Annotated in this window: 25 protein-coding genes and 3 pseudogenes; 12 read left to right on the top strand and 16 right to left on the bottom strand. The window is 64.3% G+C overall.

Features of this window, described 5'->3' with window-relative positions; translation table 11 throughout:
• Nucleotides 1–564 precede the first annotated feature (564 nt).
• From ACAD63_RS13435 to ACAD63_RS13395, 9 genes are all read right to left on the bottom strand, one after another.
• Complete coding sequence (locus ACAD63_RS13435) at nt 565–1,695, bottom strand: Rieske 2Fe-2S domain-containing protein (protein WP_434032810.1); 1,131 nt, start codon at nt 1,693–1,695, stop codon at nt 565–567.
• 1,013 nt (nt 1,696–2,708) lie between these two features.
• A complete protein-coding gene (locus tag ACAD63_RS13430; RefSeq protein ID WP_133093121.1) occupies nt 2,709–2,924 on the bottom strand; it encodes a hypothetical protein in 216 nt (71 codons plus the stop codon).
• A 41-nt stretch (nt 2,925–2,965) separates the two neighbouring features.
• Nucleotides 2,966–3,229: a hypothetical protein gene (locus ACAD63_RS13425; protein WP_092140914.1), complete on the bottom strand. Its 264-nt coding sequence runs from the start codon at nt 3,227–3,229 to the stop codon at nt 2,966–2,968.
• 61 nt (nt 3,230–3,290) lie between these two features.
• The gene (locus ACAD63_RS13420; protein ID WP_434032809.1) at nt 3,291–4,508 is read right to left on the bottom strand and encodes a hypothetical protein; all 1,218 of its coding nucleotides are present in this window, start codon (nt 4,506–4,508) and stop codon (nt 3,291–3,293) included.
• A 90-nt stretch (nt 4,509–4,598) separates the two neighbouring features.
• Nucleotides 4,599–5,960: a hypothetical protein gene (locus tag ACAD63_RS13415; protein ID WP_243736792.1), complete on the bottom strand. Its 1,362-nt coding sequence runs from the start codon at nt 5,958–5,960 to the stop codon at nt 4,599–4,601.
• A gap of 227 nt (nt 5,961–6,187) precedes the next feature.
• Nucleotides 6,188–6,832, bottom strand: a complete 645-nt coding sequence (locus ACAD63_RS13410) for a response regulator (protein ID WP_135707097.1) — start codon at nt 6,830–6,832, stop codon at nt 6,188–6,190.
• A 2-nt stretch (nt 6,833–6,834) separates the two neighbouring features.
• On the bottom strand, nt 6,835–7,674 hold the full coding sequence (locus ACAD63_RS13405; protein ID WP_240746091.1) for a sensor histidine kinase: 840 nt from the start codon (nt 7,672–7,674) through the stop codon (nt 6,835–6,837).
• A 199-nt stretch (nt 7,675–7,873) separates the two neighbouring features.
• Nucleotides 7,874–8,071 (bottom strand): response regulator transcription factor, encoded by a 198-nt coding sequence (locus ACAD63_RS13400; RefSeq protein ID WP_240746092.1) that lies wholly within the window; start codon nt 8,069–8,071, stop codon nt 7,874–7,876.
• The gene (locus ACAD63_RS13395; RefSeq protein WP_434033991.1) at nt 8,055–8,270 is read right to left on the bottom strand and encodes a hypothetical protein; all 216 of its coding nucleotides are present in this window, start codon (nt 8,268–8,270) and stop codon (nt 8,055–8,057) included. The genes ACAD63_RS13400 and ACAD63_RS13395 overlap by 17 nt, the downstream gene beginning before the upstream one ends.
• 133 nt (nt 8,271–8,403) lie before the next feature.
• Here ACAD63_RS13395 and ACAD63_RS13390 point away from each other — a divergent pair.
• From ACAD63_RS13390 to ACAD63_RS13380, 3 genes and pseudogenes are all read left to right on the top strand, one after another.
• Nucleotides 8,404–8,595: pseudogene (locus ACAD63_RS13390) on the top strand (hypothetical protein); the annotation flags it as partial.
• Nucleotides 8,591–8,827 (top strand): annotated as a pseudogene (locus tag ACAD63_RS13385) (hypothetical protein); the annotation flags it as partial. The pseudogenes ACAD63_RS13390 and ACAD63_RS13385, both read left to right, overlap by 5 nt.
• 632 nt (nt 8,828–9,459) lie before the next feature.
• The gene (locus ACAD63_RS13380) at nt 9,460–10,164 is read left to right on the top strand and encodes a dienelactone hydrolase family protein (RefSeq protein ID WP_195428368.1); all 705 of its coding nucleotides are present in this window, start codon (nt 9,460–9,462) and stop codon (nt 10,162–10,164) included.
• 233 nt (nt 10,165–10,397) lie between these two features.
• Here ACAD63_RS13380 and ACAD63_RS13375 read toward each other — a convergent pair whose 3' ends face one another.
• Together ACAD63_RS13375 and ACAD63_RS13370 are read right to left on the bottom strand one after the other, a co-directional pair.
• Nucleotides 10,398–10,580, bottom strand: a complete 183-nt coding sequence (locus ACAD63_RS13375) for a hypothetical protein (protein WP_243736790.1) — start codon at nt 10,578–10,580, stop codon at nt 10,398–10,400.
• 38 nt (nt 10,581–10,618) lie between these two features.
• On the bottom strand, nt 10,619–11,371 hold the full coding sequence (locus tag ACAD63_RS13370; RefSeq protein ID WP_135706599.1) for an SDR family oxidoreductase: 753 nt from the start codon (nt 11,369–11,371) through the stop codon (nt 10,619–10,621).
• 479 nt (nt 11,372–11,850) lie between these two features.
• Here ACAD63_RS13370 and ACAD63_RS13365 point away from each other — a divergent pair, with 479 nt between their 5' ends.
• Nucleotides 11,851–12,330, top strand: a complete 480-nt coding sequence (locus tag ACAD63_RS13365; protein WP_133093114.1) for a carboxymuconolactone decarboxylase family protein — start codon at nt 11,851–11,853, stop codon at nt 12,328–12,330.
• Between the two features lie 4 nt (nt 12,331–12,334).
• Complete coding sequence (locus ACAD63_RS13360; RefSeq protein WP_135706600.1) at nt 12,335–12,736, top strand: cupin domain-containing protein; 402 nt, start codon at nt 12,335–12,337, stop codon at nt 12,734–12,736.
• A 109-nt stretch (nt 12,737–12,845) separates the two neighbouring features.
• On the opposite strand, the gene ACAD63_RS13355 is transcribed toward ACAD63_RS13360, so the two are convergent.
• The gene (locus ACAD63_RS13355) at nt 12,846–13,115 is read right to left on the bottom strand and encodes an ATP-binding protein (protein WP_135706601.1); all 270 of its coding nucleotides are present in this window, start codon (nt 13,113–13,115) and stop codon (nt 12,846–12,848) included.
• A 960-nt stretch (nt 13,116–14,075) separates the two neighbouring features.
• A pseudogene (locus tag ACAD63_RS13350) lies at nt 14,076–14,183 on the bottom strand (succinate dehydrogenase, cytochrome b556 subunit); the annotation flags it as partial.
• A gap of 170 nt (nt 14,184–14,353) precedes the next feature.
• Between ACAD63_RS13350 and ACAD63_RS13345 the strand changes: the two are divergent.
• The 6 genes from ACAD63_RS13345 (at nt 14,354) to ACAD63_RS13320 (ending at nt 20,599) form a co-directional block, all read left to right on the top strand.
• Nucleotides 14,354–15,256 carry a LysR family transcriptional regulator gene (locus tag ACAD63_RS13345; RefSeq protein WP_133098238.1) on the top strand — a complete coding sequence of 301 codons (903 nt, stop codon included), beginning with the start codon at nt 14,354–14,356 and terminating at the stop codon, nt 15,254–15,256.
• A gap of 133 nt (nt 15,257–15,389) precedes the next feature.
• Entirely contained in the window at nt 15,390–16,301 is a 912-nt protein-coding gene (locus ACAD63_RS13340; protein ID WP_434032808.1) for a LysR family transcriptional regulator, read from the top strand.
• Between the two features lie 161 nt (nt 16,302–16,462).
• Nucleotides 16,463–17,131, top strand: a complete 669-nt coding sequence (locus tag ACAD63_RS13335; RefSeq protein WP_135705167.1) for a DUF4286 family protein — start codon at nt 16,463–16,465, stop codon at nt 17,129–17,131.
• Between the two features lie 95 nt (nt 17,132–17,226).
• On the top strand, nt 17,227–18,486 hold the full coding sequence (locus ACAD63_RS13330) for an MFS transporter (protein ID WP_135706266.1): 1,260 nt from the start codon (nt 17,227–17,229) through the stop codon (nt 18,484–18,486).
• 89 nt (nt 18,487–18,575) lie between these two features.
• Nucleotides 18,576–19,265, top strand: coding sequence for a DUF2848 domain-containing protein (locus tag ACAD63_RS13325; protein ID WP_135705168.1), 690 nt, complete (start codon nt 18,576–18,578; stop codon nt 19,263–19,265).
• Nucleotides 19,265–20,599, top strand: a complete 1,335-nt coding sequence (locus ACAD63_RS13320) for an amidase (RefSeq protein ID WP_133098242.1) — start codon at nt 19,265–19,267, stop codon at nt 20,597–20,599. The genes ACAD63_RS13325 and ACAD63_RS13320 overlap by 1 nt, the downstream gene beginning before the upstream one ends.
• Nucleotides 20,600–20,666: 67 nt before the next feature.
• On the opposite strand, the gene ACAD63_RS13315 is transcribed toward ACAD63_RS13320, so the two are convergent.
• Entirely contained in the window at nt 20,667–21,680 is a 1,014-nt protein-coding gene (locus ACAD63_RS13315) for a zinc-dependent alcohol dehydrogenase family protein (protein WP_133098243.1), read from the bottom strand.
• Between the two features lie 290 nt (nt 21,681–21,970).
• Here ACAD63_RS13315 and ACAD63_RS13310 point away from each other — a divergent pair, with 290 nt between their 5' ends.
• Nucleotides 21,971–22,966, top strand: coding sequence for a Bug family tripartite tricarboxylate transporter substrate binding protein (locus ACAD63_RS13310; protein WP_434032807.1), 996 nt, complete (start codon nt 21,971–21,973; stop codon nt 22,964–22,966).
• Between the two features lie 115 nt (nt 22,967–23,081).
• Here ACAD63_RS13310 and ACAD63_RS13305 read toward each other — a convergent pair whose 3' ends face one another.
• Nucleotides 23,082–23,642, bottom strand: coding sequence for an RBBP9/YdeN family alpha/beta hydrolase (locus ACAD63_RS13305; protein WP_434032806.1), 561 nt, complete (start codon nt 23,640–23,642; stop codon nt 23,082–23,084).
• A gap of 266 nt (nt 23,643–23,908) precedes the next feature.
• Complete coding sequence (locus ACAD63_RS13300) at nt 23,909–24,493, bottom strand: response regulator (protein WP_434032805.1); 585 nt, start codon at nt 24,491–24,493, stop codon at nt 23,909–23,911.
• Nucleotides 24,494–24,558: the final 65 nt, after the last annotated feature.

The raw sequence follows: 24,558 nt of genomic DNA, 5'->3' as shown, positions 1-24,558 counted from the left end.
CACAGAAACCGTCGGTGTCTGGTTTGTTGCGGCCGTGGTCATCGGCGCTTCAAGCGCCTACTTTCCGCTGCCCCTGCCGCCGATGCCAACCTTACCGCGCCCGATCTTGCGATGCGGTACACCGGGGCGCAGCCGCTTTCTGGTGCTAGCAGTCAACGTGACGTGCTCCGCAGGGTAGCGGGTTGTCCTATGCAGCGCGGCCTGGTAGGCAGGATGGTCCGGACTAATGTACTTGATCGCTGACATGATTGGCACCTCCTCAGAGGATTCTAGTCCGAAAAGGCAGGGCGACATGCCAGGGCGACATGCCGCCTTTCTGACAACGCCATGCGCGTGTTCTGTGAAGGCACAACGCCCCATCCAACAGGGCATTGCCGAGCCATAAGAGCCAACCGAGATAATGTTAGCGATTGACGGTCCGCTTACCAGCAGTTCGCCTGACGTCGGCGAACCGCTGAATTCCGCCCCCGGCGCTACTGTGCCCCAAGCCACCTCACATAAAGCCTGGATTTCGTGGAAGACTGCGCGTCCAATCGCCGCAGTCGCGCCTGCTATCTCGATACCCTAGTCCCCGTTGGCCTCGCCGTCAGGCCGTGTCACCACCTCGCGGAGCGGGATGACGGCGCGGCCGCCGCAGTTGCGCAGCAGGTCTCGCAATTCGTTGATTACCGGAAATACCTCGTGATTCCAGTCGCCCCCCTGCTTGTCGTGGGCCTCTTGCTCGCGCTCGACGATCCAGCGGTCCTCCCTGAAGATGCGTTCTGTGAACCAGACCAGCAGCGGCCATGCCAGGTCCAGTGCAAACGGAATGCCGGGCTTGCGGATGGAAAGCAGGCCAAACGTCCGGTTGGTGCGCTGCGCCGCGTCCAGCGGCACGTAGACGATCCACAGGTCCATCACCAACGTGCCGTCGCCCGAGCGGATCTGGAGGGTCTGGTACGGATATATGGTGCGCACCGTCATCACGTCCTTGTTGTCCCGGTCGCAGTTCTTCTTGCTGGCGCCAAACACCAGCGCCTCGCCCACAGGCTGCTTGCCTTCCATGCGCGCGAACGTGTAGTCCACTTCCACCCAGTCCTCTCCGCGACGGCGGCCCAGCGAGCGCGCGCGCATCTGTCCCATCTGCCGCCGGTGTAGGAACTGGTGGTTCATGTCCATCAGGTTCTCATGCATGAAGGAGTAGTGGCACTTGACCTCGCGGCCAAAGCGACGCGTCTTGTACGCCTTGTCCGCCACCGATGGCAGAGCGGGCAGCGGCCGCTCCTTGGCAAGCGCCCCATCGCCAGGAAAGACAAAGATCAGGCCGTGCACCTCGCGGCAGGGATAGGCACGCACGCCGTTGGGCAGGCGCTCACGCCCGAGGTATGGCACATCGATGCAGCGGCCGGTGCAGTCATAAGTCCAGCCGTGATAGCCACAGCGGATGGACTCGCCTTCCACCACGCCCGCGTGCAGCGGCACCTGCCGGTGTGCGCAACGATCCTCCAGTGCGAATATCGTACCGGACACGGTACGAATCAGTACGATCGGATCGCCGGCAAAATGCACCCCGTGGGCTTTGCCCCGCTTGACCTCATTTGACCAAGCCAATGGGAACCAGTGATCGGGATGGATGGGCACACGGCGCAGGTCGCGCACGGGCGCATTAGCGTGCGGGTCGATGGCATGGTTACCCGGCAAAGGCACTGTATGCATGCGTGACGCCTCCTCGTATAACGGGAGCTTCGACCGTCGCCACACGCCGACCAATTAGCGAACGGGGATTCGGCGCAGTTTACGCGAAGTCTACCGAACTCACCGGAATCCCGTTCTTTCCATAGTGTGGTTGATATTGTGGAAGGCTAAAGGTCATGGCCACCTTCGGCCAATCGACCCCCACACATCCTGGTGGCGGGGTAGCGAGCGTCCGGTGCCTGGTACGGAGCCGACGCTCAACCGCCGACGCTATAGCGCCCGGCAATGGCCGAAAGTGGCCGCTTGCTGCCGCTGAGTCCCCCGATAACATTGCCTTACTGGCAGCCCTGACTTAAGTGCGTCTTATTCCACTTTTTGCGTTGAAATTTGATAACTATTATCGAGAACGGTACATTTCGTGACATCCGCCGTGCCCTTGCGCCCAAGAGGATCAAATATGAACACCGGCAAGCCGCAGCAATGGTCATCGTGGCTAGCACACTGCCGGCCGGCTTTGCCGCATTACTTGTCGGCTAGCTGACTGCTTCGATTCTTGGCAAATTCAAGCCTGCTTCGCCAGAGCTCAAGGCTGCCTGCGAAGGGGCAGGGCCCAACTATATGCAAAAGCCTGCGGTGGTGGTCGGATCCATCGCATTCGACTGGACAGTGGATTCCCATCCTCCAGTCATCCCATATTTCGAAGTCGATGGACGCGGCAATGTCATTCTGCCGTCGCGCCGATCACTCATGCCATGTCGACCGTCATCAGATTGGTCTTAGAGCTTGGCAGAGCCACATTCGAGACGTTGTACGTCACCGGCACGTCAGCGGTTAAGTTTGGAATTCCGTAGTAATCACCCTGCTTCGGATGACGAATGAAAGGCCGAACGCGATTGCGCGGTGGACCATTCACCCAGCTTGTTCAGCGTAGGCATAACAGTCTTCGCTCGAACCGTTGGGTGAGAAGGCGACTACGGCGGCAGAACGTCAGGGCCCTGTCGGGCGGGAGCACCGGCCCCGCCCTGGATCGCGCACTAGTCGAAGCTGACCGCGTTCACGGCGCAGGACGACAGGTTGGACTCATAGCTGCCGGGGCGCACACCCCATTGCCCTCCCCGCTGGGCCTGGAGCCAGAGCTCGATGGTGGTGATGAGCGTGGCGTCGTGGACGTGCTTGTCCTGCCGCCAGCAGACCTTGACCTCTGTTCCGTTGTTGGCTTCGGTGAATTTTTCCTGGCAATACTTGGCCATGGCTGGCTCCTTGAAGGATGCAACGTGTGGAACGGTGGACTTCACATCACGGTGAAATAGTCGCGCCAAGCGGCCTCCAGCGTGATCCGGGTAGGCATCGGCACGGCGGCGTTGTTGAACGTGGGCGGTTGGTTATTGCCGTAGTAGTAAGCGGTGCGGTCGTTCGTCGCCATATGGTCGCGCGTGGCATTGTCAACGCAACGGCTCATATGGATAGCCGGGAAGTTCGGATTCTCGTAGTACACCCAGACGCCTTGGCCGTTCGCGGGGTCGCGATACGCGCTGACTTTCCAGTCGTCCATCATGGTTGCTCTCCTTGAAAACGCTACTGCGATTGACGTGCCGGTGGGCGTATTCCCGCCAGCGCTACGAAACCGGCTTGCTGATCACGCCCAGCAAGACCGGGACATCCGAGCCGCTGCCATCGAACGAGACTTCGGTACCGTTGCAGCCCCGGCATGCCACGGCGCCCGGGGCATCCTGGGCGGCGCCCTGAACGGCAAAGGGGCCGACCCGCGTCAGCGAAGCAGCGAGTGCCTGCGCCTGGTGCGGACTGCCCGCGCGCAGCGCGATGCGCGGCTGATAGCCGATGACCGCGCCTGTTGGCAGCAACGCGAGCGCGCCGGCGGCCCCGAAGAAGTCGGGCGCCCCCGCCGGCAGCGCGGCCTGGCCGCCATCCAGCAGGCCGGCGTCGAACCAACTGCCAGGAGTCAGCGCGAAGACGCCGAACCCACCCAGCGACAAAGCCAATCCGTTGACGCCGTCAGGCAGGCCATTCGGCACACCTTCGACCATGGCCGCTAGCGGCGCCGCGTTGATTGCATCCGCGACCGCCGCGCCGCCGGCGCCTTGCAGCCCCAGGAAGGAAGGCCAGCTTCCCGCCGCCGGCAAGGCAGCAGCAGGCGCGGCCCCGGCCAGAGCGGCCAGCGCCGGAGGCGGCAGGGACACCGACCAGGCCGTAGCGCCGCCGGCCGGCGCCGCGCGCCATGCGGCCAGCCCCGCAGGCCAGCCATCGAGCGCGTATTGCGGGCAACGGAATACCACGCCCGCCGCATAGAGGCTGGCGGCCATGTTCAGGTCCGAGGCCTCTTGTTGCGATGCCAGCAAGCAGCGATTCAGGGCTGCCGTGAGCGCCGGCACGCGTTCACCCAACGCCGCCAGCAGCGCTTGATGCGCTTGCGCAGGCGCCATGGCGTTGGCCGCGGCGTTGACGCCCGCGGGCATGGGGGGCCCGGGCCGCCACGCCCGCACCGCCTGGCGGTAGCGCGCGAGGTCGGCCTGCAGGCTGCCCGTCCCGGCAGCCGCCCGCAACAGCGCGGGCTGCCCTGCGGCGCTTTCCACCAGGTAGCTCAGGCAAAGCCAGTAGGCGGCAAACAAGCCGCTGTGTGGCGCGTAGACACCCGCGGCAGCGGGAATGCCGTCGCCCAGCTGGTAGGTGCACCAGTTGCCCACCTGCGCATCCGCGTTGCCCAGTCCGCTGAAGGTGGCGGCCCCCGCGACGGAGAACACGTCGTTGCCAGCCACGCCCGCATGGCCGGCAAGTGCCGCGGCATACATGCGCCAGAGCGCAAGGTCGGATAGCACGGCGAGATCTCCCGGCAGGATGGACAGGATGAACGGCTGGGCGGCGCAGCCCCTCGCCCGAGCGCGCGAGGGACTGCGATCGCGACGGCCTCAGGTGCCCAGCTGCTGGCTTACTACCCCAAGCAGGATCGGCAGGGTGCTGCTGACCGGCCCGATCGTGACCGTGGCAGATGCATCGTCCCACTTGATGTCCTGCTTGGTGCCGTTGGTCGACACCGTGGCCGAGCCGATGCGGAAAGGGCCGATGCCGATCGACGCGGTCGCCTGCGCCTGCCAGGTGTTCTTGACGTTGCTGTAGTCGCTGGCCGCCATCTTCAACTTCACGGTCGGCTGGAAGCCCACCACGATCTGCGTCGCCATCCGCGCCAGCGAGCCGCTGTCGGCGAAGAAGGCCGGCGCGCCGGATTTGAGCCGCTGATGGTAGGTCGACACCAGCCCGCCGTTGTCCCACCACAGCCCCGGGCCGACCGGGAAGGTGCCGAAGCCGGTGAAGTCCACGGTCAGGCTGAAGTCACTGCTGGTGGTATTGATGCTGGTCTTTTGCCCGCTGGCCGAACCGCTGCCGAAGAAGGAGAAGAAGTCGCCGAACAGGCTGGCGTCTACCGAGGTGCTCCAGCCGAACTCGTCGAAGTCGTAAGTCTTCGAAGCGGAAGTCACCGAGATCGACGCGCCGGCGTTGTTCTTGCCGGCGACGCTGGCCTGCTGCCACTCGGCGTACTTGGCGCTAAACGCCTGCAGGGAATAGGACGGCGCGAAGGCCGAGATCAGGTTGTTCACCGGCACCGGATTGGTGCCACCGATCACCACCGGCTGGCTGCCTGCGGGTGCGACGCTGCCCACCTTGACCGGCATGTTGTACGGGTTCTGCAGCGTCATGCTCTGCGCGCCGTTGATGCCCACCTTGGCCCGCGCCTGCTGCACCACGCTATAGCCGGCCCCATAGGCCTTGATCATGATCTCGTCATACGCGCTGGCGGCGCCGATCAGCGCATTGTTGGCGCTCAGGTAGGACGGATAGCTCTGCTGCACCCAAGTCTGGAAGGGAGGCGGCGAGGGATTGACGTTCTTGTACGCCCCGTAAGCCGTATAGGCCGCTACCTGGACATTGTTGAATGCGGTCTGCGCGGTATTGAGCGCCGCCGCGGCCTGGTTGACCTGGCTGTCCAGGTTCGGATTAACCATGGCGCCAAGGTCGATCCAGTCGAGGAAGGTCGCGTACGTGGCCAGAAGGCCGCCCACCGGCGCATAGGCCGGGCTGTTGGCAGGCACGACATCGCCGATGCCGTACACATAGGCATTGATGATGTCCGGGTCGGCGTTGCCCAGGTCCACGTTCAGGGTGGTTGAGCCGGCGCTGAACTGCTGCTGTGCGGACATGCCATTGGGGAAGGCGGTCGCCTGCAGGGCGCCCATCCACTGCTTCCACAGACCCACGGTATCGACGTTTGCCATTTTTTTTGCTCCAGATCGTTTGCCGAGAAGGGACGGTGGCGGCATCCAGGCCCCACCCTCCGCCGACGCGCCGTGCCCCGCCGCCATCGCGCATGCACCGTTCGTCTGGCATTCATGGTCGGTTGTCGCGGGCGCCGCCGAACTGTGCCGCGGCCTGATTCGCACCTTCAGGAATGCTGATTCGCGCATCAGCAGCACGGATATCGCGGCCGCCGGCGGCGTAGCGCCTAGAAGAGGTCTTCGCGAATCGCGTAGCGCGTCAGCTGGGCAATGCCCTTGACCTGGAGCTTGGCCATGATGTGCTCGCGATGGGTACCCACCGTCTTGCCGCTGATGTGCAGCCGTTCGGCGATCTCCCGGGTGGAGTGCCCCTCCACCAGCAACTGCAGGATCTGCCGCTCGCGCGTGCTGAGCTGCGCGCTCGGCTCGATCGAGCCGTGGTGCCGCGCGCAGCGCAGGCTGGCGACCATCGCGGTGGCCACCTCGGGACTGAGATAGGAACGTCCTCCCGCCACCGTGCGGATGGCCTTGCCGAGTTCGTCGCAGGCGCAATCCTTGAGCAGGTAGCCAAGCGCGCCGGCGTCCAGCGCGGCGGCGATCCTGCGCTGCTCGCCATGCGCCGAGAGGCACAGGACGCGCGCCGAGGGCACGTCCGGCACGATGCGGCAGAGCGCGTCGATGCCGTTGAGTACCGGCATGCCGAGATCGAGGGCGATCACGTCCGGGAGCAAGGCCTGCGCCATGCGCAAGGCTTCCATGCCGTCGCCGGCCTGGCCGACAACGGTCATGTCCGCTTCGCGCTCAAGCAAGGCGGCAAGTCCCTCCCGGAAGAGCGTGTGATCGTCGGCAAGCAAAACACGAGTTTGCGGCATGCTCAACCTCGCGGCATGGTGTGGATTACGTCGCGGTGCGCCGAGCCGCCGGTATCGACGCCCGCCGCCCGCCAGTGCCCCGTGGGCATCACGATGCGCACGTGCGTGCCGCTGCCGTGCGCGGAGCCCACTTCGAGGCGTGCCCCCAGCGCGCGAAGCTGTGCCGCGCTGCTGGGAAGGCCAAAACCGCCCCCAGCACTGCCCTGGCCGGCAACAGAGCCCGGATCGAAGCCACGGCCGTCGTCCTCCACGCTGACCGTGACGTGGCCGCGCTTACAGGCCGTACGCACCCACACCTGGGATGCGCCGCTATGCTTGCGAACGTTGGCAAGCAGCTCCTTCACCACGCGCAGCAACACCGCGGTGGCAGCTTGCTCAAGCGGCGCCTGGGGGCCGCGCAGATCCAGCAGCAGGCGGGGAACCCCGCTCGATCCTTCCCCTGCGCAATGCGCCAGGCTACGCAGCGCGTCGTCGAGCGGCCCCTGCGCCAGCAGGCCAAGGCCGAGATCGATCGTCGCCGCGCGTACGCTGGCGGCAGCCTCCGCCACCAGCGTACGCGCCTCGCCGATCAGCGCGCGTGCCTGCGGCGGGCATGCCAGCTTCTCCAACTGGCCCAGCCGCAATAGCGCGAGGGCAAGCGCCTGGCCCACTTCGTCGTGCAGGCTGCAGGCGATGCGCTGCCGCTCACACTCCCGGGCCGCATGGCTGGCGTCGAGGATGGCCTGCTGTTGCTCGCGCCGCCGCCCGCGCACTGGACGATTGGCCTGGTACGCGGGCGCGCCCCCTGGGACAAGCCCGTCGCTGTCCCCGGGCGCCGCCCCGGCATTCTTGTTCTGCAACATGCCTGTCCCCATTGAAACCAACAAACTCTCCAGCGCGCGAAAATCTCTTTTAAATATTATTCAATTGACATACAGTTCCATGAATCCCGCGCCAGCTCTGGCTTTCCGGACTTCGCGGTCAAGCCTTGCGCAGCATCATCCCGCCGCGCGCACGCGGCTTGCAATACTGCCAATGCCGTATCTCCGTTAGCACAGGGATTCACTCATGGCGCCAGAGGCCATGGCGCAGGCAATAGATCGCCACGCCGGCCGCATTGCCCACGCCGAGTTTCCGGTACAGGTTCTCCCGATGCTTGCGCACGGTCAGGTTGCTCAGGCCGAGTTCCCTGGCAATCCGCTTGCTGGTATGCCCCGCTGCTACCCGTTGCGCAATGTCACGCTCACGCTGCGTCAGCACAGCCGGTGGCACGCCCGCCGGATGCGCCGCCATTGCCGCCTCGATGGGCCGCGCGAGATCGACGAAAGCCGTGCGCCACCGCGTAGGCGGCAAGCTGCGCCGCATTGCGCAAGCCCGTCTTGGCCAGCAAGTTGCTGCGATGCTTGCGGGCGGTCAGCACGCTGATCTGCAATGCAGCGGCAATGGCGCGGCAACTCATGCCGGATGCGATCAGCCCCAGGACTTCAAGTTCGCGCTGCGTCAGCGTGGCGGAGAGAATGCTTTGAGCCTGCATATGTTGCCTGGGACGGGATGAAGCCCGCAATTCTGGCAGATAGCAGCCCCCCGGGTGGGTGGCAGACAAGCCCGCCGCCGAACAACGCGAACTAAAGTCGCTGTTCAGGCCGAAGTCGGCCCAGGTTCTACGCGCCATGCTGCGCGAGCCCGACCGTGCTTGGCGCGTCACCGAGTTGTCGGAAATCTCCGGAGTCAGCCTGGGGCACGTCAGCAATGTACGCAACGGCTTGATTGATCGGGAATGGGCAGCTCGATGTGGACGTAGGGCTAGATGCGGAAGCACTCGGCGATGGCGAATACGCGACCTTGATCGGCGCTCTTTAATGCCATGGATACGCGCAGCGCGAGGGGCTTCGGCGCTTCCAGCTGGTTCGCCAGGTCACAACGCGAGATGGCGGGGAAGCGATCGACGTCGTGGTCGATTTCTTGATGCCGCGCGACGCGGAGATCGTCAAGAACAATCCTCCGGCGCTGAAGGACCGTCTCCGGTCGTGCACGAACAGGCTGTCGCGTCCGGCGAACACCCGAGTTGGCTCGCGCCCGGCGTGCGAGAATACGGTGCGACCAGAAGCCGACTTGCTGCGGTCGCCAAAACACAACGCGGAGACGATATTGGCCAAGAATCTAATGTACGGCCTGGTAACAATGGTACTTGCAACATCGGCGTTTGCCGGGGAGCGCTACATAGAAGTATGGAACCCGCCGGAGGCGCGCAGTTCCGCCACGAAATACCTGAAGCCATCGGCACACAAACCGAAGAATAGTCGTGTGGGTCCTCCTGCAACAAGCAGCCGGACGCCTCGAGTAGCGAAAATCTCACCGTTACGGCCGGCCACAAGGGGCAAGGCCCGGCAGGCTGACATACAACGACATTCCGCGGCAGGTTACGCCAGAAGGTAACGTGCTTCGGGTGGTAGGCGGCCACTCTCGAGCTGACATTGAGCGCTGATCGAGCAGCGGCCGGGGCGGTCCAGACCATCTGGCAGGCGGCCAACGAGGCCGCCACCGGCGAGCTGGCCACGCTGCGCGCCGCTGCCCGCGCATTCCGGAGCGCCCCCTTGCGCTATCATCCGGCCCATCTGGTCCACAGCAAACGACAGGAGCAGCCAATCATGCGACACATCGGTCAGACCGTCTCGTTCATCCGTCCCGACGGCCAGTCGGTCAACGGCTACCTTGCCAGGCCGGATCTCACTGACGGCGCGCCGGCCATCATCGTTGTCCAGGAGTGGTGGGGGCTGAACAACCAGATTCGCGGCGTGGCCGACCGCCTTGGGCGTGCCGGTTACTACGCGCTGGTACCTGACCTCTACCGCGGCGCCAGCACGGTCGAGCAGGAAGAGGCCCACCACCTGATGTCCAAGCTGAACTTCGGCGACGCCGTGGCGCAGGACATCCGCGGCGCCGTGCAGTACCTCGGCACCCTGAGCAGCCGCATCGGTATCACCGGCTTCTGCATGGGTGGTGCGCTGACACTGCTGTCGCTGAACTCCATCCCCGAGCTGAACGCAGGTGTGCCGTTCTACGGCATGCCGCCGCTGGAAGCGATCGATCCTGCCAATATCAAGGTGCCGGTGCTCGTTCACTCGGCCGCGCAGGACGCGTTCTTTGCGGCCGAGGACTTCGACAAGCTCGAGGAGAAGCTGCGCGCCGGCGGCGTCGACGCGACGTTCCACCGTTACCTCGCGCACCATGCCTTTGCCAACGAGGAGGCCATCGGCGACGGCCGCATCGCCGGTACCCAGTACGACGCCGCTTGGGCGCAGGTCGCCTGGGACCGCACGCTGACGTTCTTCGCGCGCCACCTTTGGCGCTGATCATCGCCAGCCGGGAAGCATCCCGTCCGCGGCCTCGGCACGCGCAACAACTGACGGGTGGATTGCATTGGGTGCAAATACGCCCCGGCAATTGCTTCGTTTACTGGATGTGCTGGAACTGTCCCATCTGGCCCATGATCCAGGTTGCTTTTCCCCGCCGGCCTCGGCTTTGGCGTACAAACCTGTACGCCTCGCAAGGGTTAGTCGCGGCACACATCAGGCGCTGTGCTCTGTTAACGCTTCAATGGCGTGGTTAGCACGGTCTCATTCGTGTCCACGACGAACACCGCAAGCAGCTTGGCGGGCTCCGTCTTGCTCGCGTTGGCACTGACGTCGTGCCGGTCGCCAGGCATATCGGTGAAGTTCTGCCCCTTGGTGAAGGTGCGAAGTGGTCCGCCGTTGAGTTGGTTCAGCACGGCGCCTTCCGTCGCGAGCTACCTGCCGAATTTATGGATCACTTCACATGAGCGCGCGCCAGCCACTGATCGAGACTGGTGCGACCTATCCGCGCATCGCCCAGCGGCACGAGCGACAGTTCCTCGACTTGGCCGCCGTAGTATCGCGCGTCGGGATCCGTCACGACGGTGCGCGCGTCGCCCACCGACTTCAGATAGCGCGAAACGATCTGCGCGAAGGGCGCGCGGTCCGGTCCGGCGATGTCGATGGTGCCGTTTAGCGGCGCCCCCAGCGCGACCTGCGCAAGCGCCGCCGCGACGTCATCCGCAGCGATCGGCTGGAACATCCCGTCGCCAATGCGCACAGTGCCGCCATCCGTACCGTAATCCGCGATGGCCCCGATGAATTCCATGAACTGCGTGGCGCGCACGATCGTGTATGGCACACCGGCCGCGTCGATCACCGCTTCCTGTGCAACCTTGGCCGTGAAATACGCGTTGTCCGGCATGCGGTCGGCGCCGACGATCGACAGCGCGACGTGATGGCGCACCCCCGCAGCCACCTCGGCCTTGCCGAGATTGCGTGCCGAGGTGCGGAAGAAGTCGAGCACCGCCTGCGGCTCCCAAGACGGCGCATTCGTCACATCCACGACGACATCCGCATTCACCAGTGCATGGCTTAGGCCTTCGCCGGTCACTGTGTTGACACCGGTACGCGGCGATGCGGCGACTGCCGTATGGCCCGCCTCATTGAGCAGCGTGACAAGACGTGAGCCGATCAGGCCAGAACCACCGATTACAACGATCTTCATGGCAGATTCTCCATATCAGGGTAGAGGAACGCGCTGCGCACCTGGTGTGGGGGGTATCACTGAACGTGCCTGTCACCGTCGCATCGTATGAAGCCATTGTGGAACAATCATGCCCTATGGATAAGGGCCCGGCTCTGGACGAACGCGGATTGCATGTGGCATGGTTGAACGCCTGATTGCGATGACAAGTTCTTTGCTCGGCTTAAATGGTAGACCTTGTTCAAGCCGATTACGACATGACGCTTGCTTCCTATTTCATCGGATAGATGGATCCGTCGCCGCCTTGGCACCCACCCGCAGGAGCCCCTGATTAGCTTTGGCCAACGCTGGCTCCGATTGGTGTCGATGCGACAACAGAGTGGGTACCTTGGCGGCACTACTGGTGCCGCGGGCCGAAGGCTACGATTCTTCCCAAGCGGTGCCTGCAGCAATCCAGCGCAGGTCCGGCGAGCATCCCCGCCAACCTAGCAGGAGTGATCATGGCTCAACGCATCAACTACTTTCAGCAATCCCCGGAACTGTTAAAAAAGCTCATGGAGCTCAACAGCCTGTTCCCGAAGACGACGATCGAGGAACACGTTCGCGGACTCGTCGAGATTCGCGCGTCGCAGCTCAACGGTTGTGCATTCTGCGTCGACATGCATATCAAGACGGCGAAGATCCACGGCGAGCGCGAACTGCGGCTGCATCATGTAGCGATCTGGCGCGAATCCACGCTGTTCTCGCCGCGCGAGCGCGCAGCGCTGGCATGGACCGAAGCGTTGACCCGGCTGTCCGCAGAAGGTGTGCCCGACGATATCTACGAGCGCGTGCGCACCCAGTATTCCGAAAAGGAGCTGTCCGACCTGACTTTCCTGGTGGGCGCAATCAATACCTGGAACCGGTTGAACGTAGCGTTCCGCATGGTGCCGGGCGCCTTTGACAAGACGTTCGGACTGGACAAAGCCAATCTGGAGTGATGCCATGAAAGGCATGATTGCGATGGCGGCAAGCCTGCTGCTGGCGATGTCGGTGCAGCTGGCCCACGCAGCGCCGCCGGACGTCGTGGTCAAACCGCTGACCACGAAGGCATTGCCCGATTATCCGGGCAAGGAAGTGGAAATGATCACGGTGGAGTATCCGCCTGGCGCCTACGACCCTGTGCATCGTCATGATGCGCACGCGTTCGTCTACGTGCTCGAAGGCAGCATTGTGATGGGCGTGAAGGGCGGCAAGGAAGTCACGCTCAAGGCGGGCGAAACCTTCTATGAAGGCCCGGACGATCTCCACACTGTTGGGCGCAATGCCAGCAACACCAAGCCGGCGAAGTTCGTCGTGCTCCTGATCAAAAAGCAGGGGGCGCCGATCTTCACGCCGGTGATGTAGCGCCAGCCGTTCTCCCGGGCCGGTGCACGCCTGAGGCATTCTGATTCTTCCTCCTGTGCCGACGCTTCGTCCTCGCGAGCGTCGGCGTTTCCTTGTTGCGACAGCGTGATCAGCGAGCAGGTCCCGCATCATCATCCAATGGGGGCACGCCATTGCCGATCGACAGCTCGCCGCCGTGCGCATCGATGATCGAACGACAGATCGACAGCCTCATCCCGAGACCCGTCGGCTTGGTCGTGAAGGACGGTGCCAACGCCTGCTCGGGGTTTTGCGATGCAAAGCCCGGCCCCGGGTCACAAACAGTCACAACCACACAGCCAGCGTCGGCCTGACTGGTGCTGATGCGCAGTTCACGGATATCATCGCTGTCCCCGTTCATTGCCTCGAGCGCGTTGATCAGATTAGTGCGAATCGCATGTCATGGCTGGCCGCGATCGGCAGGGCATCGCTCGTTCCGGGAACGAACACGGAGACTTACTTTGCATCCCGCGCCACGGCGATTTTTAATGCCGCCCGGAATGCACATCGCATGCACGTGCATGACCGCCAGGGGACCTACGTGCCCCCGTTGTGGCAACGTACGCATAGCCGACGCGCTCGCCGCGATCTTGTACTCCCGGGAACGCCTAGCAGGTACCGGTGATGTTCTAGGAGGCAGAACCCTTGAAATTCCGGAGACCAGTCTGCCCTTGACTACCTAAGCGGTACCGCCATGATGGGGCTGCTACCTCCGATATCTACCGCCCTGGATGGTTCACCAATCTTTGGCACTGCAGCAGTATCTGCCCCGCCGCCTATAGTGAAACTCTGGTAGAGGCCCGGCACCCGCATAGGTATGGGGCCTCCACAGTGGAGATTCCGCGGTGCGAGCTTGGTCGTGCCGCTTTCCAGCCGGTGTACTTCCTTGGAGGCTTCAATGCTCTACCGGTTCATGGAGTATCAGCGTGCAATGTTCGCGCCATTCGCTGTGTGGGCAGCGAACGCGGCCAGCGCGTTTTCCGATCATGAGAACCCGCTGTCGCAGATACCGGGCGCTCACATGTTTGCCACTGGTTACGAAATGCTGTCCCGTCTGGGACAAAGCGACGACAAGCCGGGGTTCGGTATCGCAGCCATTGAGCACAACGGCTGCGTCGTCCCGGTGGTGGAGCAAGTCGTCCTGGAACGGGCATTTTGCCGCCTATTGCGCTTCGCACCGGATCCGGTCGCTCTTGGCCCCGCCGCCTCCCATACAAGACCTGCTGTGCTGGTCTGTGCGCCGCTGGCAGGGCATCACGCCGTCATGCTCCGCGAGGTCGTCGAAACCTTATTGGCAGAGCATATCGTCTATGTGACGGATCACGCGATGCAGGATGGATACCTTGCCGGCCCAGGGCAACCGGTATTTCGCGATCTGCGAGATACCGATATTCCGGTATTCGGGCCTGGTGGATAGTTGCTTTTCCATGGGGCGCTGATTCTTGTCGTGGGGTGATTCGCCGCCTTTGCCGCGAACAACACGGTCTTCGACACCGTGAAGTACTCGGCAAGGGGTGATACGCGCGTATTGTGGCCTTCCGCTGATATACTGTCCAATATCTATCGCATCTTTCTGATATATAAAACGGCAGATATCGCATGGAGCTGCGGCATATTCGGTACTTCCTCGCCGTCGCCGACGAGCGCAACGTCACGCGGGCGGCGGAAAGGCTCGGCATTGGACAGCCGCCCCTCAGCCAGCAGATTCACGCGCTGGAGGAGGAGTTGGGCGTCAAGCTGTTTCGCCGGACCGGGCATGGCGTGGTACTGACGGAAGCGGGCGAGGCGTTCGCAACGGATGCCAGGCGCATCCTCCATGACACGCGCACAGCCGTAGAAAAAGCGCAAAGCGCCGGACGGGGCGAGATCGGGCGACTCAATATCGGATTTACCGGCTCCGCCGCGTTCAACCCGGTGGTCTCCAGGCTGATCCGCGCGTTTCGGCAGGATTACCCCAACGTTGTCCTCACCCTGGCGGAAGGCAATACATCCCAGCTCCTCGCCTTTCTCAACGATGGCCGGGTCGATGTGGCCTTTGTCCGATTGAGCGGGCAGTCGCCGGCCGGGGTTCAACTGCAGCACATTGCGGTGGAACCGATGAAGGTCGTGCTCCCTGCAACCCATCCACTTGCCAGGCGGCGCCGGATATCCCTCGACGCACTGGCGGAAGACCAGTTTGTCCTGCTGCCCCGCGAAGCGAGTCCGACCTTGCATGACGTCATTGTGGGCGCTTGCAAGCAGGCCGGATTTGATCTCATCGCCGGGCAGCAAGCGCCGCAGCTCTCTTCGGTCGTCAATCTCGTGGCAGCGGAGTTCGGCGTTTCCATCGTTCCTGCCTCGGTTTGCCAGATACAGGTCGAGGGCGTTGTCTATAAGGACATCGTTGGCAGCCCGGTCTCGATCCGGCTGGCACTGGCTTCCCGGATCGAGTCGACGCCTGCGAAAACGGCCAATTTTCTGGCAATGGCTCAGGGATTCCGTGCCGGCGCCAACGCAGGCTGAGCCGTAGGGCACCGCAGTCGTTCGAACGGACGCGCCGGGCACGCAGGTACAATCCCCGGAAAATCGACACATAAATAAGAGGGGACAACACCATGACTGGTGTGGTTTCAGGCCGCCTGGCGCAGAGGTGCCCTTGAATACACGTTTCATCGAGGCCTTCATGTGGGTCGCGCGGCTTGGCAGCTTCCGCGCCGCTGCCGACCACCTGCACATCACGCAGGCTGCCATGTCGAACCGCATCGCCTCGCTCGAGCAGGAAATTGGAGCCCGCGTCTTTGAACGCGAGGCCCGCGACCTGCGGCTGACGCCGGTTGGCCTGCGCCTGCTCAGCTATGGCGAGCGGATGCTCGAACTGCAGCGCGAGATCATGGTGCTGGGCCGCTCCGACCAGCAACTGCTCGGGCTGGTGCGCATCGGCGCCATCGAAACCGTGGTGCATACCTGGCTGGTCGACTTCCTGCGGCACCTGAGTTCGACCTATCCCGGCATCGAGGTGCAGATCACCTCCGAGACGACCGAAGGGCTGCACAAGAGCCTGCGCGCCGGCGCCATCGATATCGCGCTGCAGACCGACACCGCTGTCGGCGAAGGCATTGCCAGCATGCCCTGCCTGTCGATGGCGATGGGCTGGGTCGGCCCGCCGGGCGAGCCGCAGCCGGGTGAGGGCGTGCTGGCCGGGCTGCTGCAGCATCCGACCATCACCATGAGCCGGGGCTCGCAACCCCATGTTGCGCTCAAGGAGCTGTATCGCAAGGCCGGACTGCCGGTGGGCAAGGTGCATTGCGTCAGCTCGATCGCTGCCATTGTCAGGCTGGTCAGGGGCGGTTTCGGCAATGCCCTGATGCCGCTGGCGCCGGTGCGCGAGCAGGTGGAGCGTGGCGAACTGCGCCTGCTTGCCTGCGATGTCCCGCTGCCACCGCAGCGCGTCGTGGTCAGCTATCACGACCACGGCGTTTCCGAGGCCATCCGTTTCGTTGCCGAACTGGCCTGCCGCGAATCGGACCGGTTCGTCGAGTCGCTGCCCGCACCATATTCGGGTGCCTAGAGCGGCCATTGCGCCAGCCTGGTGCGGTTTCCCGGCCGCATCCACAAGAAAAACTGATCGGAAGGACCAACAATTTCCCGTTTGTCCTGACTCGCTGCTGCAACGATCATCGACTCATCCGCCGAACACGGCGATCACCCCATCAGAGGAGATAGAGTCAGATGAGCAATCCTGCGGCCATTCCCCAACATGGCTTGTTGTTCGTCGCGTCCGATGTGGACGCGGCGGATGAAGCCGATTTCAACCTGTGGTACGACCGCGAACACGTAGAGGAGCGTGCACGCGTGCCGGGCTTTATCTCGGCCGCGCGTTACCAGGCGGTGCACGGCGGCCCGAAGTACCTTGGCCTCTATCGCACCGAATCGCTGGCCGCGTTCACCTCGGCCGCCTACAGGCAAGCCTTCCGGCACCAGACCCCGTGGTCGGTCACCAATCTCGGGCGCATGCGCAGGCCGATGCGCCGCGTGTGCGCGGTCAACGCCTCGGTGGGGCAGGGCAGCGGCAGCTGGATCGCGGTCCTTCCACTGCCGCGTGCAGACGATGCCGTGTCCCTCATCGAACGGGCCGGCGAGGTTGGAGATGAACTCTCGCTGCGCGCGGGGTATGTCCGCTCCTATCTTCTGGTCCCCGACGACGAACTCAGTCAACCCTTGCCCAACGAGAGCCTGGAAGGCCGCGAGCTGCTTCCCCTGTTCGTCGTGGAGAGCAGCGATGAACAGGCAAGCGAGCTTGCGCTGAGCATCGCGGCGCAGGGCCTGCACGCCGATGCCGCAGGCGCAACGCGCTACATCCTCAAGTGGAAACTCTACGCAAAGGAACTGACGTCATGAGCGAAATGATCTCTACGGCAGCCGACGTCGGCTCCGCAGCCGGCGCGCACGAGGCAAATGCAAACGCAAACGCCAACGCCAACGCCAGCGCAAGGATGCGCCGCCTGGCCGCGGCCAGCTCGATCGGGACCACGCTGGAGTGGTACGACTTTACCGTCTACAACCTGATGGCGGCGCTGGTCTTCAACGTCATCTTCTTTCCGTCCTTCGATCCGCTCACGGGCACGATCCTGGCGTTCTCCACGTATGCCGTCGGCTATGTGTCCCGGCCGCTCGGCGGCATGGTGTTCGGCCATCTTGGCGACAAGCTCGGCCGCCGCTTTGTGCTGGTGACCACGCTGATCCTGATGGGCATCGCCACCGGCGTGATGGGCCTGTTGCCGACCTATGCATCGTGGGGCATCTGGAGCCCGCTGCTGCTGGTGGCACTGCGCTTTGTCCAGGGCGCCGCCATCGGTGGCGAGTGGGCCGGCGCGGTGCTGCTGGCGATGGAGCACGGCAGGCAGGACCAGCGTGGGCGCAATGCCTCCTTTACGCAGGTGGGTCCGTCGGCCGGCACGCTGCTGGGCACCGGCTTCATTGCGCTGGTGTCGCTGTTCCTGAGCCCGGAGGACTTCCTGGCGTGGGGCTGGCGCATTCCGTTCGTTTCCAGCGTGGCGCTGGTGGTGTTCGGCTTGTGGCTGCGGCGCGGCGTCGAGGAAACGCCGGCGTTCAAGGAAATGGCTGCGCACAATGCGCAGGCCAAGACCCCGCTGAAGGAAGTGTTCGTCTCGCACTGGCGGCGCCTGCTGGTGGCCGGCGGCGTGCGGATCGGCTCGGACGTGCTCTATGCGCTGGTCGTGGTGTTTACGCTGACCTATGTCACCAGCGTGCTGCACCTGTCGCGACCGCTGGCACTGACCGCGACCATGCTGGGCGCGGCCGGCAATGCGCTGACGGTGCCGCTGTTCGGTGCGCTGTCCGACAAGCTCGGCCGCCGGCCGGTCTACATCGTCGGGGCGCTGCTGGGGATCGTATGGGCGTTCGTGTTCTTCGTGCTGATGGACAGCAGCCAGCCGTGGCAGATCTGCGTGGCGGTGGTGCTGGGGCTGCAGATCCACGCCGTCATGTACGGCCCGCAGGCAGCGTTCGTGACCGAGCAGTTTCCGACGCGGGTGCGCTATGCAGGCTCGTCCCTGGCCTACACCCTGGCAGGCATCCTCGGCGGCGGCTTCGCTCCGCTCATCATCACCAGCCTGTACAAGGCGTACGGCACGACCGGCGCGGTGTCGCTCTACGTCTGCGCGGCACTGGGCGTGACGCTGGTTGCGCTGCTGGTTGCCCGCGAAACGGCGCACAAGCCGCTCGAACACTAGGCCGGCCATGGCCCGCCGGCTTGTCCGGCGGGCCGCGCCCAGCGGCTGCGTTGCGCTCGCAGCCCCATCATTCCAACCACTTGTACCGTATGCCTACTTTGGAATTCCAGCTCGCCGGCGAAGGACCGCTGGCGCTGCATATCGACCGGCTCGTCATTGCCGGCTGGACCGGGCGCGATGCCGACGCCGTCAACCACCACATCCGGGAACTCGAAGAGATCGGCGTGAAGCCGCCGTCGACCGTCCCGTGCTTCTACCCGCTTGCCGCGTCGCTGCTGACGACCGCGCCGTTGCTGGAAGTGCCGCGGGAGGATTCATCGGGCGAGATCGAGTTCGTGCTGATGGCGGGCCCCGACGCGCTCTATGTCGGCGTGGGCTCGGACCATACCGATCGCAAGGTCGAGGCCTATGACGTCACCGTCTCCAAGCAGATGTGCGCCAAGCCGGTCGGCAGCAAGGTCTGGCGCTTCGACGATGTCGCGGCGCACTGGGACCGGCTCGAGATGCGCTGCTGGCGCACCCGGCATGGCGTGCGCGAGCTTTACCAGGAAGGGCTGGTGACGCGCCTGCTCGATCCGCGTGACCTGATCCGGCGCTTGCACGGCGATGTGCATGGCGCAGACGCGCTACCGCCCGGTACCGCGATGTTCTGCGGCACTCAGGCCGTGATCGGGGAACTGGGAGGCGGGGAGGCGTTCGAAGTCGAGCTGCACGATCCGGTATTGCGGCGTTCGCTACGCCATGCGTACCGCGTGGCAAGCCTGGAGGTGGCTCCTTGATGCGTACCGATCTTCCCACCATCGCCGAACTGGCCGCCAGCCTGGATGCCGGGCGGACGACCAGCGTCGCGCTGACCGAACAGGCGCTGGCGCGTATCGACAGCCATCGCAAGTCGGGCGGCGCGGCTTTCGTCGAGGTCGATGACAAGGGCGCCCTGGCGGCGGCCGCGGCGGCAGACCAGGCGCGTGCCGCCGGCTATGTGGCATCGCCACTGGCCGGCCTGCCGGTGTCCGTCAAGGACTTGTTCGATGTGCGCGGCCAGGTGACGCGGGCCGGCTCAAAGGCGCTGGATGGCGCCGCTGCGGCCGCCGATGCGCCGGCCGTGGCGCGCCTGCGCGCGGCAGGCGCGGTGCTGATCGGGCGCACCAACATGAGCGAGTTCGCGTTTTCCGGGCTTGGCCTGAACCCGCACTACGGTACGCCCCGCACGCCGTTCGACGAAGCCTGCATCGCCGGGGGCTCGACCTCGGGCGGCGCCGTCAGCGTGGCGCTCGACATGGCCGTGGCCGCGCTCGGTACCGACACGGGCGGCTCGATCCGCATCCCGAGCGCATTCTGCGGGCTGACGGGCTTCAAGCCCAGCGCAAGGCGCGTGCCGCTGGCGGGCGCCGTGCCGTTGTCGACCTCGCTCGACTCGGCCGGCCCGCTGGCGCGTTCGGTGGCTTGCTGCGCGGCCTTCGATGCGGTCCTCAGCGGCGAAACGCTCGACAGCGAGCCCGCTGCGCTCGCCGGCCTGCGCCTGTACGTGACGCGCGATTTCGTCACCGAGGGTCTGGACAGCGAAGTCGCGCGTGGTTTCGACGCAGCGCTTGCCAGCCTGTCCCGGCACGGTGCGCACGTCATCCCGTTCGATTTCCCCGAACTGCACCACCTGCCCACGATCAACGCCGGCGGCGGCCTGACCGCGGCCGAGGCGTGGCACTGGCATCGCGCGCTGCTGGACGAGCGCGGCGCTGCCTACGATCCGCGTGTGGCGACACGGATACGCCGCGGCCAGCAACAGGGCGCTGCCGACTATCTGACGCTGCTGAAAGAACGGGAAGCGATGCGCCAGAGCGCAGCCAAGCTGCTGCGCGATGCCGACGCCTGGCTGATGCCGACCGTTGCCGTCCGGCCGCCGCGGCTCGATGCACTCGGCAGCGATGAGGCCTTCTTTTCGATCAACGGGCTAGTGCTTCGCAATCCCAGCGTCATCAACTTCCTCGATGGCTGTGCGGTATCGCTGCCGCTCCCCGCAGCCGTGCCGGGCGTCGCGCTCAGCGTCTGTGGCTTGAACGGTGCCGACGCGCGCATCCTGCAGGTTGCCGGGGCGATCGAAAGGGGCCTTTGCTGAAGGCATCGTGCGCGCGTGCGCAAGACATCGGGTTGCCGGCCGCCGCTGGTTATGCAGCGGCCGTTGATCAGATGTCCAGCACGATCTTGCCGATGTGCTGATTCGCTTCCTGGTAGCGAAAGGCGTCGGCCATCGCTTCCAGCGGGAAATGCCGGTCGATGACCGGGCGGATGCCGGTGGTATTCAAGGCACGCACCATGTCGAGCTGGTGCTGGCGGCTCCCCACCAGCAGCCCCGTCAGCCGCAGGTGCTTGCGCAGCAGCTGGGTGACGGTGACCGGCCCGGTCGGGTTTCCCAGTGACCCGATCACGGCGATATGTCCGCCGACACGGGCTGCCGTCATCGACTGGTCCAGGGTGGCGGCGCCGCCAACCTCGATGACATGGTCAGCGCCTGCGCCATCCGTCATCTCGCGTACTGCCTCGCCCCACTGCGCCGTCTTGCGATAGTTGATCAGGCAGTCTGCGCCAAGCTTGTGCAGCCTGGCCAGCTTCTCGTCCGAGGATGAGGTGGCGATCACCCGCGCGCCGGCCGCCTTGGCGAATTGCAGCGCAAAGACCGATACGCCGCCGGTGCCGAGTACCAGCACGGTCTCTCCCGGCTTCAAGCCGCCATCGGCAAACAATGCCCGCCAGGCAGTCAGGCCGGCCGTGGTCAGCGTGGCGGCCTCGGCATGGCTGTAGCCGTGTGGAGCATGCGTGAAGCACGCTTCGGGCAACGTCACAACCTCCCGCGCAAAGCCGTCGACGCCATCCCCGGGGACGGTAGCAAAATCGCACAGGAACGGCCCTCCGTCATGCCACGTGGGAAAAAAGGTGCTGACAACATGGTCACCGACCGAGAATGTCTTCACGCCGGCACCAACGGCGGTGACTTCACCGGCGCCGTCCGCCATCGGAATGCGCCTTTGCGCCAGGGCCCGACGGCCTGAAACCACGGCGTAGTCATGATAGTTGAGCGAACTCGCATGGATGCGCACGGTGATCTCCCCCGGTCCGGGAGGGGCGGCCGTGGCTTCCCCGACGACGATGCGCTCGAAACCGGCAGGTGGATCGAGATATATGGCTTTTGCAGCAGTCATGGCATTCCCCAGGTCGCCGACAGAAGATGCGGGCCGAGTTTAGCTGCCGAACGCCGGAAAGACCACCGGCTCGTCAGGGTGGCTTGCCAGATCTCTACAGGGTTTTCCCTCTGTTTGCGCGAATTGGTAAAAGCATGTCGTGATCGGCCTAGCCGGTTGACGTGCCGCGCTCCGAGAATAGAAAAAAAGAGGTGAGCAGTCCTCACGCGCGTGGCCCGTGGTGCGATATGCCGCTTCCGTCATCGACAAAGCTTTCCAAACACGCAAAGCAGCAATCAAGAGGTACAGACATGAAGAAGCAGGCCAATAGCTTATGGTGGCAAGGATGCGCCCTGGCATTCGGTGTTGGTGTCGTCGGCTGGCTGCCCGTGGCTCACGCCCAGCAGGCCTGGCCAACGAAGCCGATCCGCCTGGTGGTGGCGGGGCCTGCCGGCGGCAGCGCTGACGCACTGGCGCGGCTGCTCGCGGAAGGCCTGCATAAGGCATGGAGCAAGCCGGTCATTGTGGAAAACAAGCCTGGCGCCGCCGGTGCGCTGGCGATCAGCGACATGCAGTCCACCGGCAAGGATGGCCATACCCTCCTGGTCATCCAGGGCGGTATCGTAAGCGAGGCGCCATTGGCCTACAAGGTCCAGTACAAGCCGTTTGCAGACCTGAAGCCTCTTGCCCAGATCAGCCGCACGGGGCTGGTGCTGGTTGCCAACAAGGACCTTCCTGTTTCCAACCTGAAGCAGCTTGTGGACTATGGCAAGTCGCAAAAAGACGGGCTCGTGTTTGCTTCTTATGCTGCCGGACTGAAGGGGCACACCTCGGGCATATTGCTCGGACAACTCACCCATGTGCCAATGCGGCACGTAGGCTACAAGGGCTCTCCACCCGCGTTGAACGACCTGATGGGTGGGCATGTGCCGCTGATGTTCGATGGGGTGACTACCTCGTTGCCGCTGATCAAGGCGGGGAAGATCAAAGCGATTGCGGTGGCCTATCCGGCCCGGATCGCGGGCCTGGCGGATGTACCTACCTTCAAGGAGCTTGGCTACCCGCAGCTGGCGCAAGCTGGCTGGTTCGCCGTGTGGTCACGCCCGGATGTCGACCTGGCGGTACAGCAGAAAATCCGCGACGCCACGCTGGCATATTTCAAGCAACCCGCCGTGCAGAGTCGCATCAAGGACATGGGCATGGAGCAGGGCGATCCCGCGACGTCGGAAGAGATGATGACGGACCTGAAGCAGGCATACCAGCAACAAGCCGCGCTGCTGAAGTCCATCAACTACCAGCCGGAGTAAATAGAAGGAACCGTGAGCGAACTTGCCACGGCTCCTCCGGCGTGCATGGCACGATCACCGGTGCCGCGGGCCATGTCCGTTACTCGCGGCCTGTGGCACCAGGCGGTGATCCGCTTTACGAGAGCTCGCGGATGAGCGCTTCCGCCTGCGGCCATTCACCATAGCCGGAAGCCGGATTCAGATGCCCGACGTCGCCGAGTTCGACGAAACGGCTTCCCCAGGCCTGCGCCAGGTCGCGGGCGCGCTCGAGGCGAGTCAGCGGATCGTTGCTGCTTGCCGCAACGATGCTCGGGAACGGCAAGGCGGCGCGAGGGATCGGCAGCCAGCCGTGATCGCGCAGTGTGTCGGTCGCCGGGTAGCCTGCCGGCATGGGCGTCTCGAGGTCCGCAGGTGCCGCAAGCAGTGCGCCGAGGATCTCGCGTTTGCCGCCCCGGGCTGCCCAATGGACGACCATCATCGCGCCGGCGCTGTGTGCCACGATGATGACCGGCCCCTCGATAGTAGCCAGGGCGCGCTCGATCGCATCCACCCGGGCAGCGCAGCTCAGCTTGTCTTGCTCGAGTGGGGCGACGGAGACCACGCGGGGCAGCTTCGCTGCCAGCAGGGTCTGCCAGTGTTCCGGCACATGGTCACGCAGGCCGGGGACGATGAGAACGGTTGGTGTCGTAGGGTTCATGTCAGACTTTCAAGATGGCGCGTCACCGATGATGGCGGTTCGCTCCATCTTTCGGTGGCACGGGGATAAGGCTGCGGTGCTCGATCAGACAGATCAGCCCTCGTGAGTTTGGATGTTGCGGGCTGCGTCCGCTTGACGGGACGTGACAAGCATTTACCATTTCATGGCACAAAGCTGACACGCGCGTCTGGATCGCCCTGCCTCCGGGCGAGTGCGGCCGGCTCAAAAAGCAAGAGCCTGCTTCCCCCTCCGATATCCCAAAGGTCCTAGGCACTCCCCTCGCTTTCGAGCCACTGAATCGCAAAGCGCATCAACTCCTTGCCACTGGAAATGTCGAGCTTTTCCTTGATGTTGGCTTGATGTGCCTCGATGGTCTTGACGCTCCGATTCAGCTTCATGGCGATCTCGCGCGTGCTGAAGCCGAGCCCGATCAGGTGCAGGACTTCGAACTCACGATCAGAAAGACTTGCAATCGAGCCTGCCAGGTTGTTCCTGGGGACGGCCAGTGCCCGTGCAAGCCTGGCATGCATGGCGGCGCTGAGGTAGATATTGCCGGCCAGCACCTCGCGGATGGCACTCATGACATGCCCGGTGGCCTCGAGTTTCATCAGATACCCGTTGGCGCCCGCTCGCAATGCGCGTTCGGCAAACAGGGCTTCGTCGTGCATGCTGAGGACCAGTATTGCCAGGTTCGGATAGTGTTGCCGGAGCGTCTTGATAAGATCCAGGCCGGAGTCCGCCTGCAGGCTGAGATCCACAATGGCCATGTCAGGCCCGCACGCCATTGCGGCCAAAGCCTCTTCCGTACTGGCTGCCGCGCTGCAGACGTGCAGATTCTCCTGCTTCAGCAAGTGGGTCAATCCTTCCCGGATGATAGGGTGGTCGTCGACGATCAGGACCCTGGTTGCAGGGCGAG

This window comes from Cupriavidus sp. a3 (assembly GCF_051015765.1).
GTDB lineage: Bacteria > Pseudomonadota > Gammaproteobacteria > Burkholderiales > Burkholderiaceae > Cupriavidus > Cupriavidus oxalaticus_A.
Note: the sequence above shows the minus strand (reverse complement) of the source record. Positions and strands in the feature narration are given on the sequence as shown.

Excerpts from the sequence above, each read along its gene's own strand:
- ACAD63_RS13405 (WP_240746091.1), bottom strand. The coding sequence starts at position 7,674 with ATGTTGCAGAACAAGAATGCCGGGGCGGCGCCCGGGGACAGCGACGGG.
- ACAD63_RS13415 (WP_243736792.1), bottom strand. The coding sequence starts at position 5,960 with ATGGCAAACGTCGATACCGTGGGTCTGTGGAAGCAGTGGATGGGCGCC.
- ACAD63_RS13410 (WP_135707097.1), bottom strand. The coding sequence starts at position 6,832 with ATGCCGCAAACTCGTGTTTTGCTTGCCGACGATCACACGCTCTTCCGG.
- ACAD63_RS13360 (WP_135706600.1), top strand. The coding sequence starts at position 12,335 with ATGAAAGGCATGATTGCGATGGCGGCAAGCCTGCTGCTGGCGATGTCG.
- ACAD63_RS13355 (WP_135706601.1), bottom strand. The coding sequence starts at position 13,115 with ATGAACGGGGACAGCGATGATATCCGTGAACTGCGCATCAGCACCAGT.
- ACAD63_RS13430 (WP_133093121.1), bottom strand. The coding sequence starts at position 2,924 with ATGGCCAAGTATTGCCAGGAAAAATTCACCGAAGCCAACAACGGAACA.
- ACAD63_RS13380 (WP_195428368.1), top strand. The coding sequence starts at position 9,460 with ATGCGACACATCGGTCAGACCGTCTCGTTCATCCGTCCCGACGGCCAG.
- ACAD63_RS13365 (WP_133093114.1), top strand. The coding sequence starts at position 11,851 with ATGGCTCAACGCATCAACTACTTTCAGCAATCCCCGGAACTGTTAAAA.
- ACAD63_RS13345 (WP_133098238.1), top strand. The coding sequence starts at position 14,354 with ATGGAGCTGCGGCATATTCGGTACTTCCTCGCCGTCGCCGACGAGCGC.
- ACAD63_RS13320 (WP_133098242.1), top strand. The coding sequence starts at position 19,265 with ATGCGTACCGATCTTCCCACCATCGCCGAACTGGCCGCCAGCCTGGAT.
- ACAD63_RS13370 (WP_135706599.1), bottom strand. The coding sequence starts at position 11,371 with ATGAAGATCGTTGTAATCGGTGGTTCTGGCCTGATCGGCTCACGTCTT.
- ACAD63_RS13310 (WP_434032807.1), top strand. The coding sequence starts at position 21,971 with ATGAAGAAGCAGGCCAATAGCTTATGGTGGCAAGGATGCGCCCTGGCA.
- ACAD63_RS13425 (WP_092140914.1), bottom strand. The coding sequence starts at position 3,229 with ATGATGGACGACTGGAAAGTCAGCGCGTATCGCGACCCCGCGAACGGC.
- ACAD63_RS13335 (WP_135705167.1), top strand. The coding sequence starts at position 16,463 with ATGAGCAATCCTGCGGCCATTCCCCAACATGGCTTGTTGTTCGTCGCG.
- ACAD63_RS13325 (WP_135705168.1), top strand. The coding sequence starts at position 18,576 with ATGCCTACTTTGGAATTCCAGCTCGCCGGCGAAGGACCGCTGGCGCTG.
- ACAD63_RS13435 (WP_434032810.1), bottom strand. The coding sequence starts at position 1,695 with ATGCATACAGTGCCTTTGCCGGGTAACCATGCCATCGACCCGCACGCT.
- ACAD63_RS13315 (WP_133098243.1), bottom strand. The coding sequence starts at position 21,680 with ATGACTGCTGCAAAAGCCATATATCTCGATCCACCTGCCGGTTTCGAG.
- ACAD63_RS13305 (WP_434032806.1), bottom strand. The coding sequence starts at position 23,642 with ATGAACCCTACGACACCAACCGTTCTCATCGTCCCCGGCCTGCGTGAC.
- ACAD63_RS13330 (WP_135706266.1), top strand. The coding sequence starts at position 17,227 with ATGCGCCGCCTGGCCGCGGCCAGCTCGATCGGGACCACGCTGGAGTGG.
- ACAD63_RS13395 (WP_434033991.1), bottom strand. The coding sequence starts at position 8,270 with ATGAGTTGCCGCGCCATTGCCGCTGCATTGCAGATCAGCGTGCTGACC.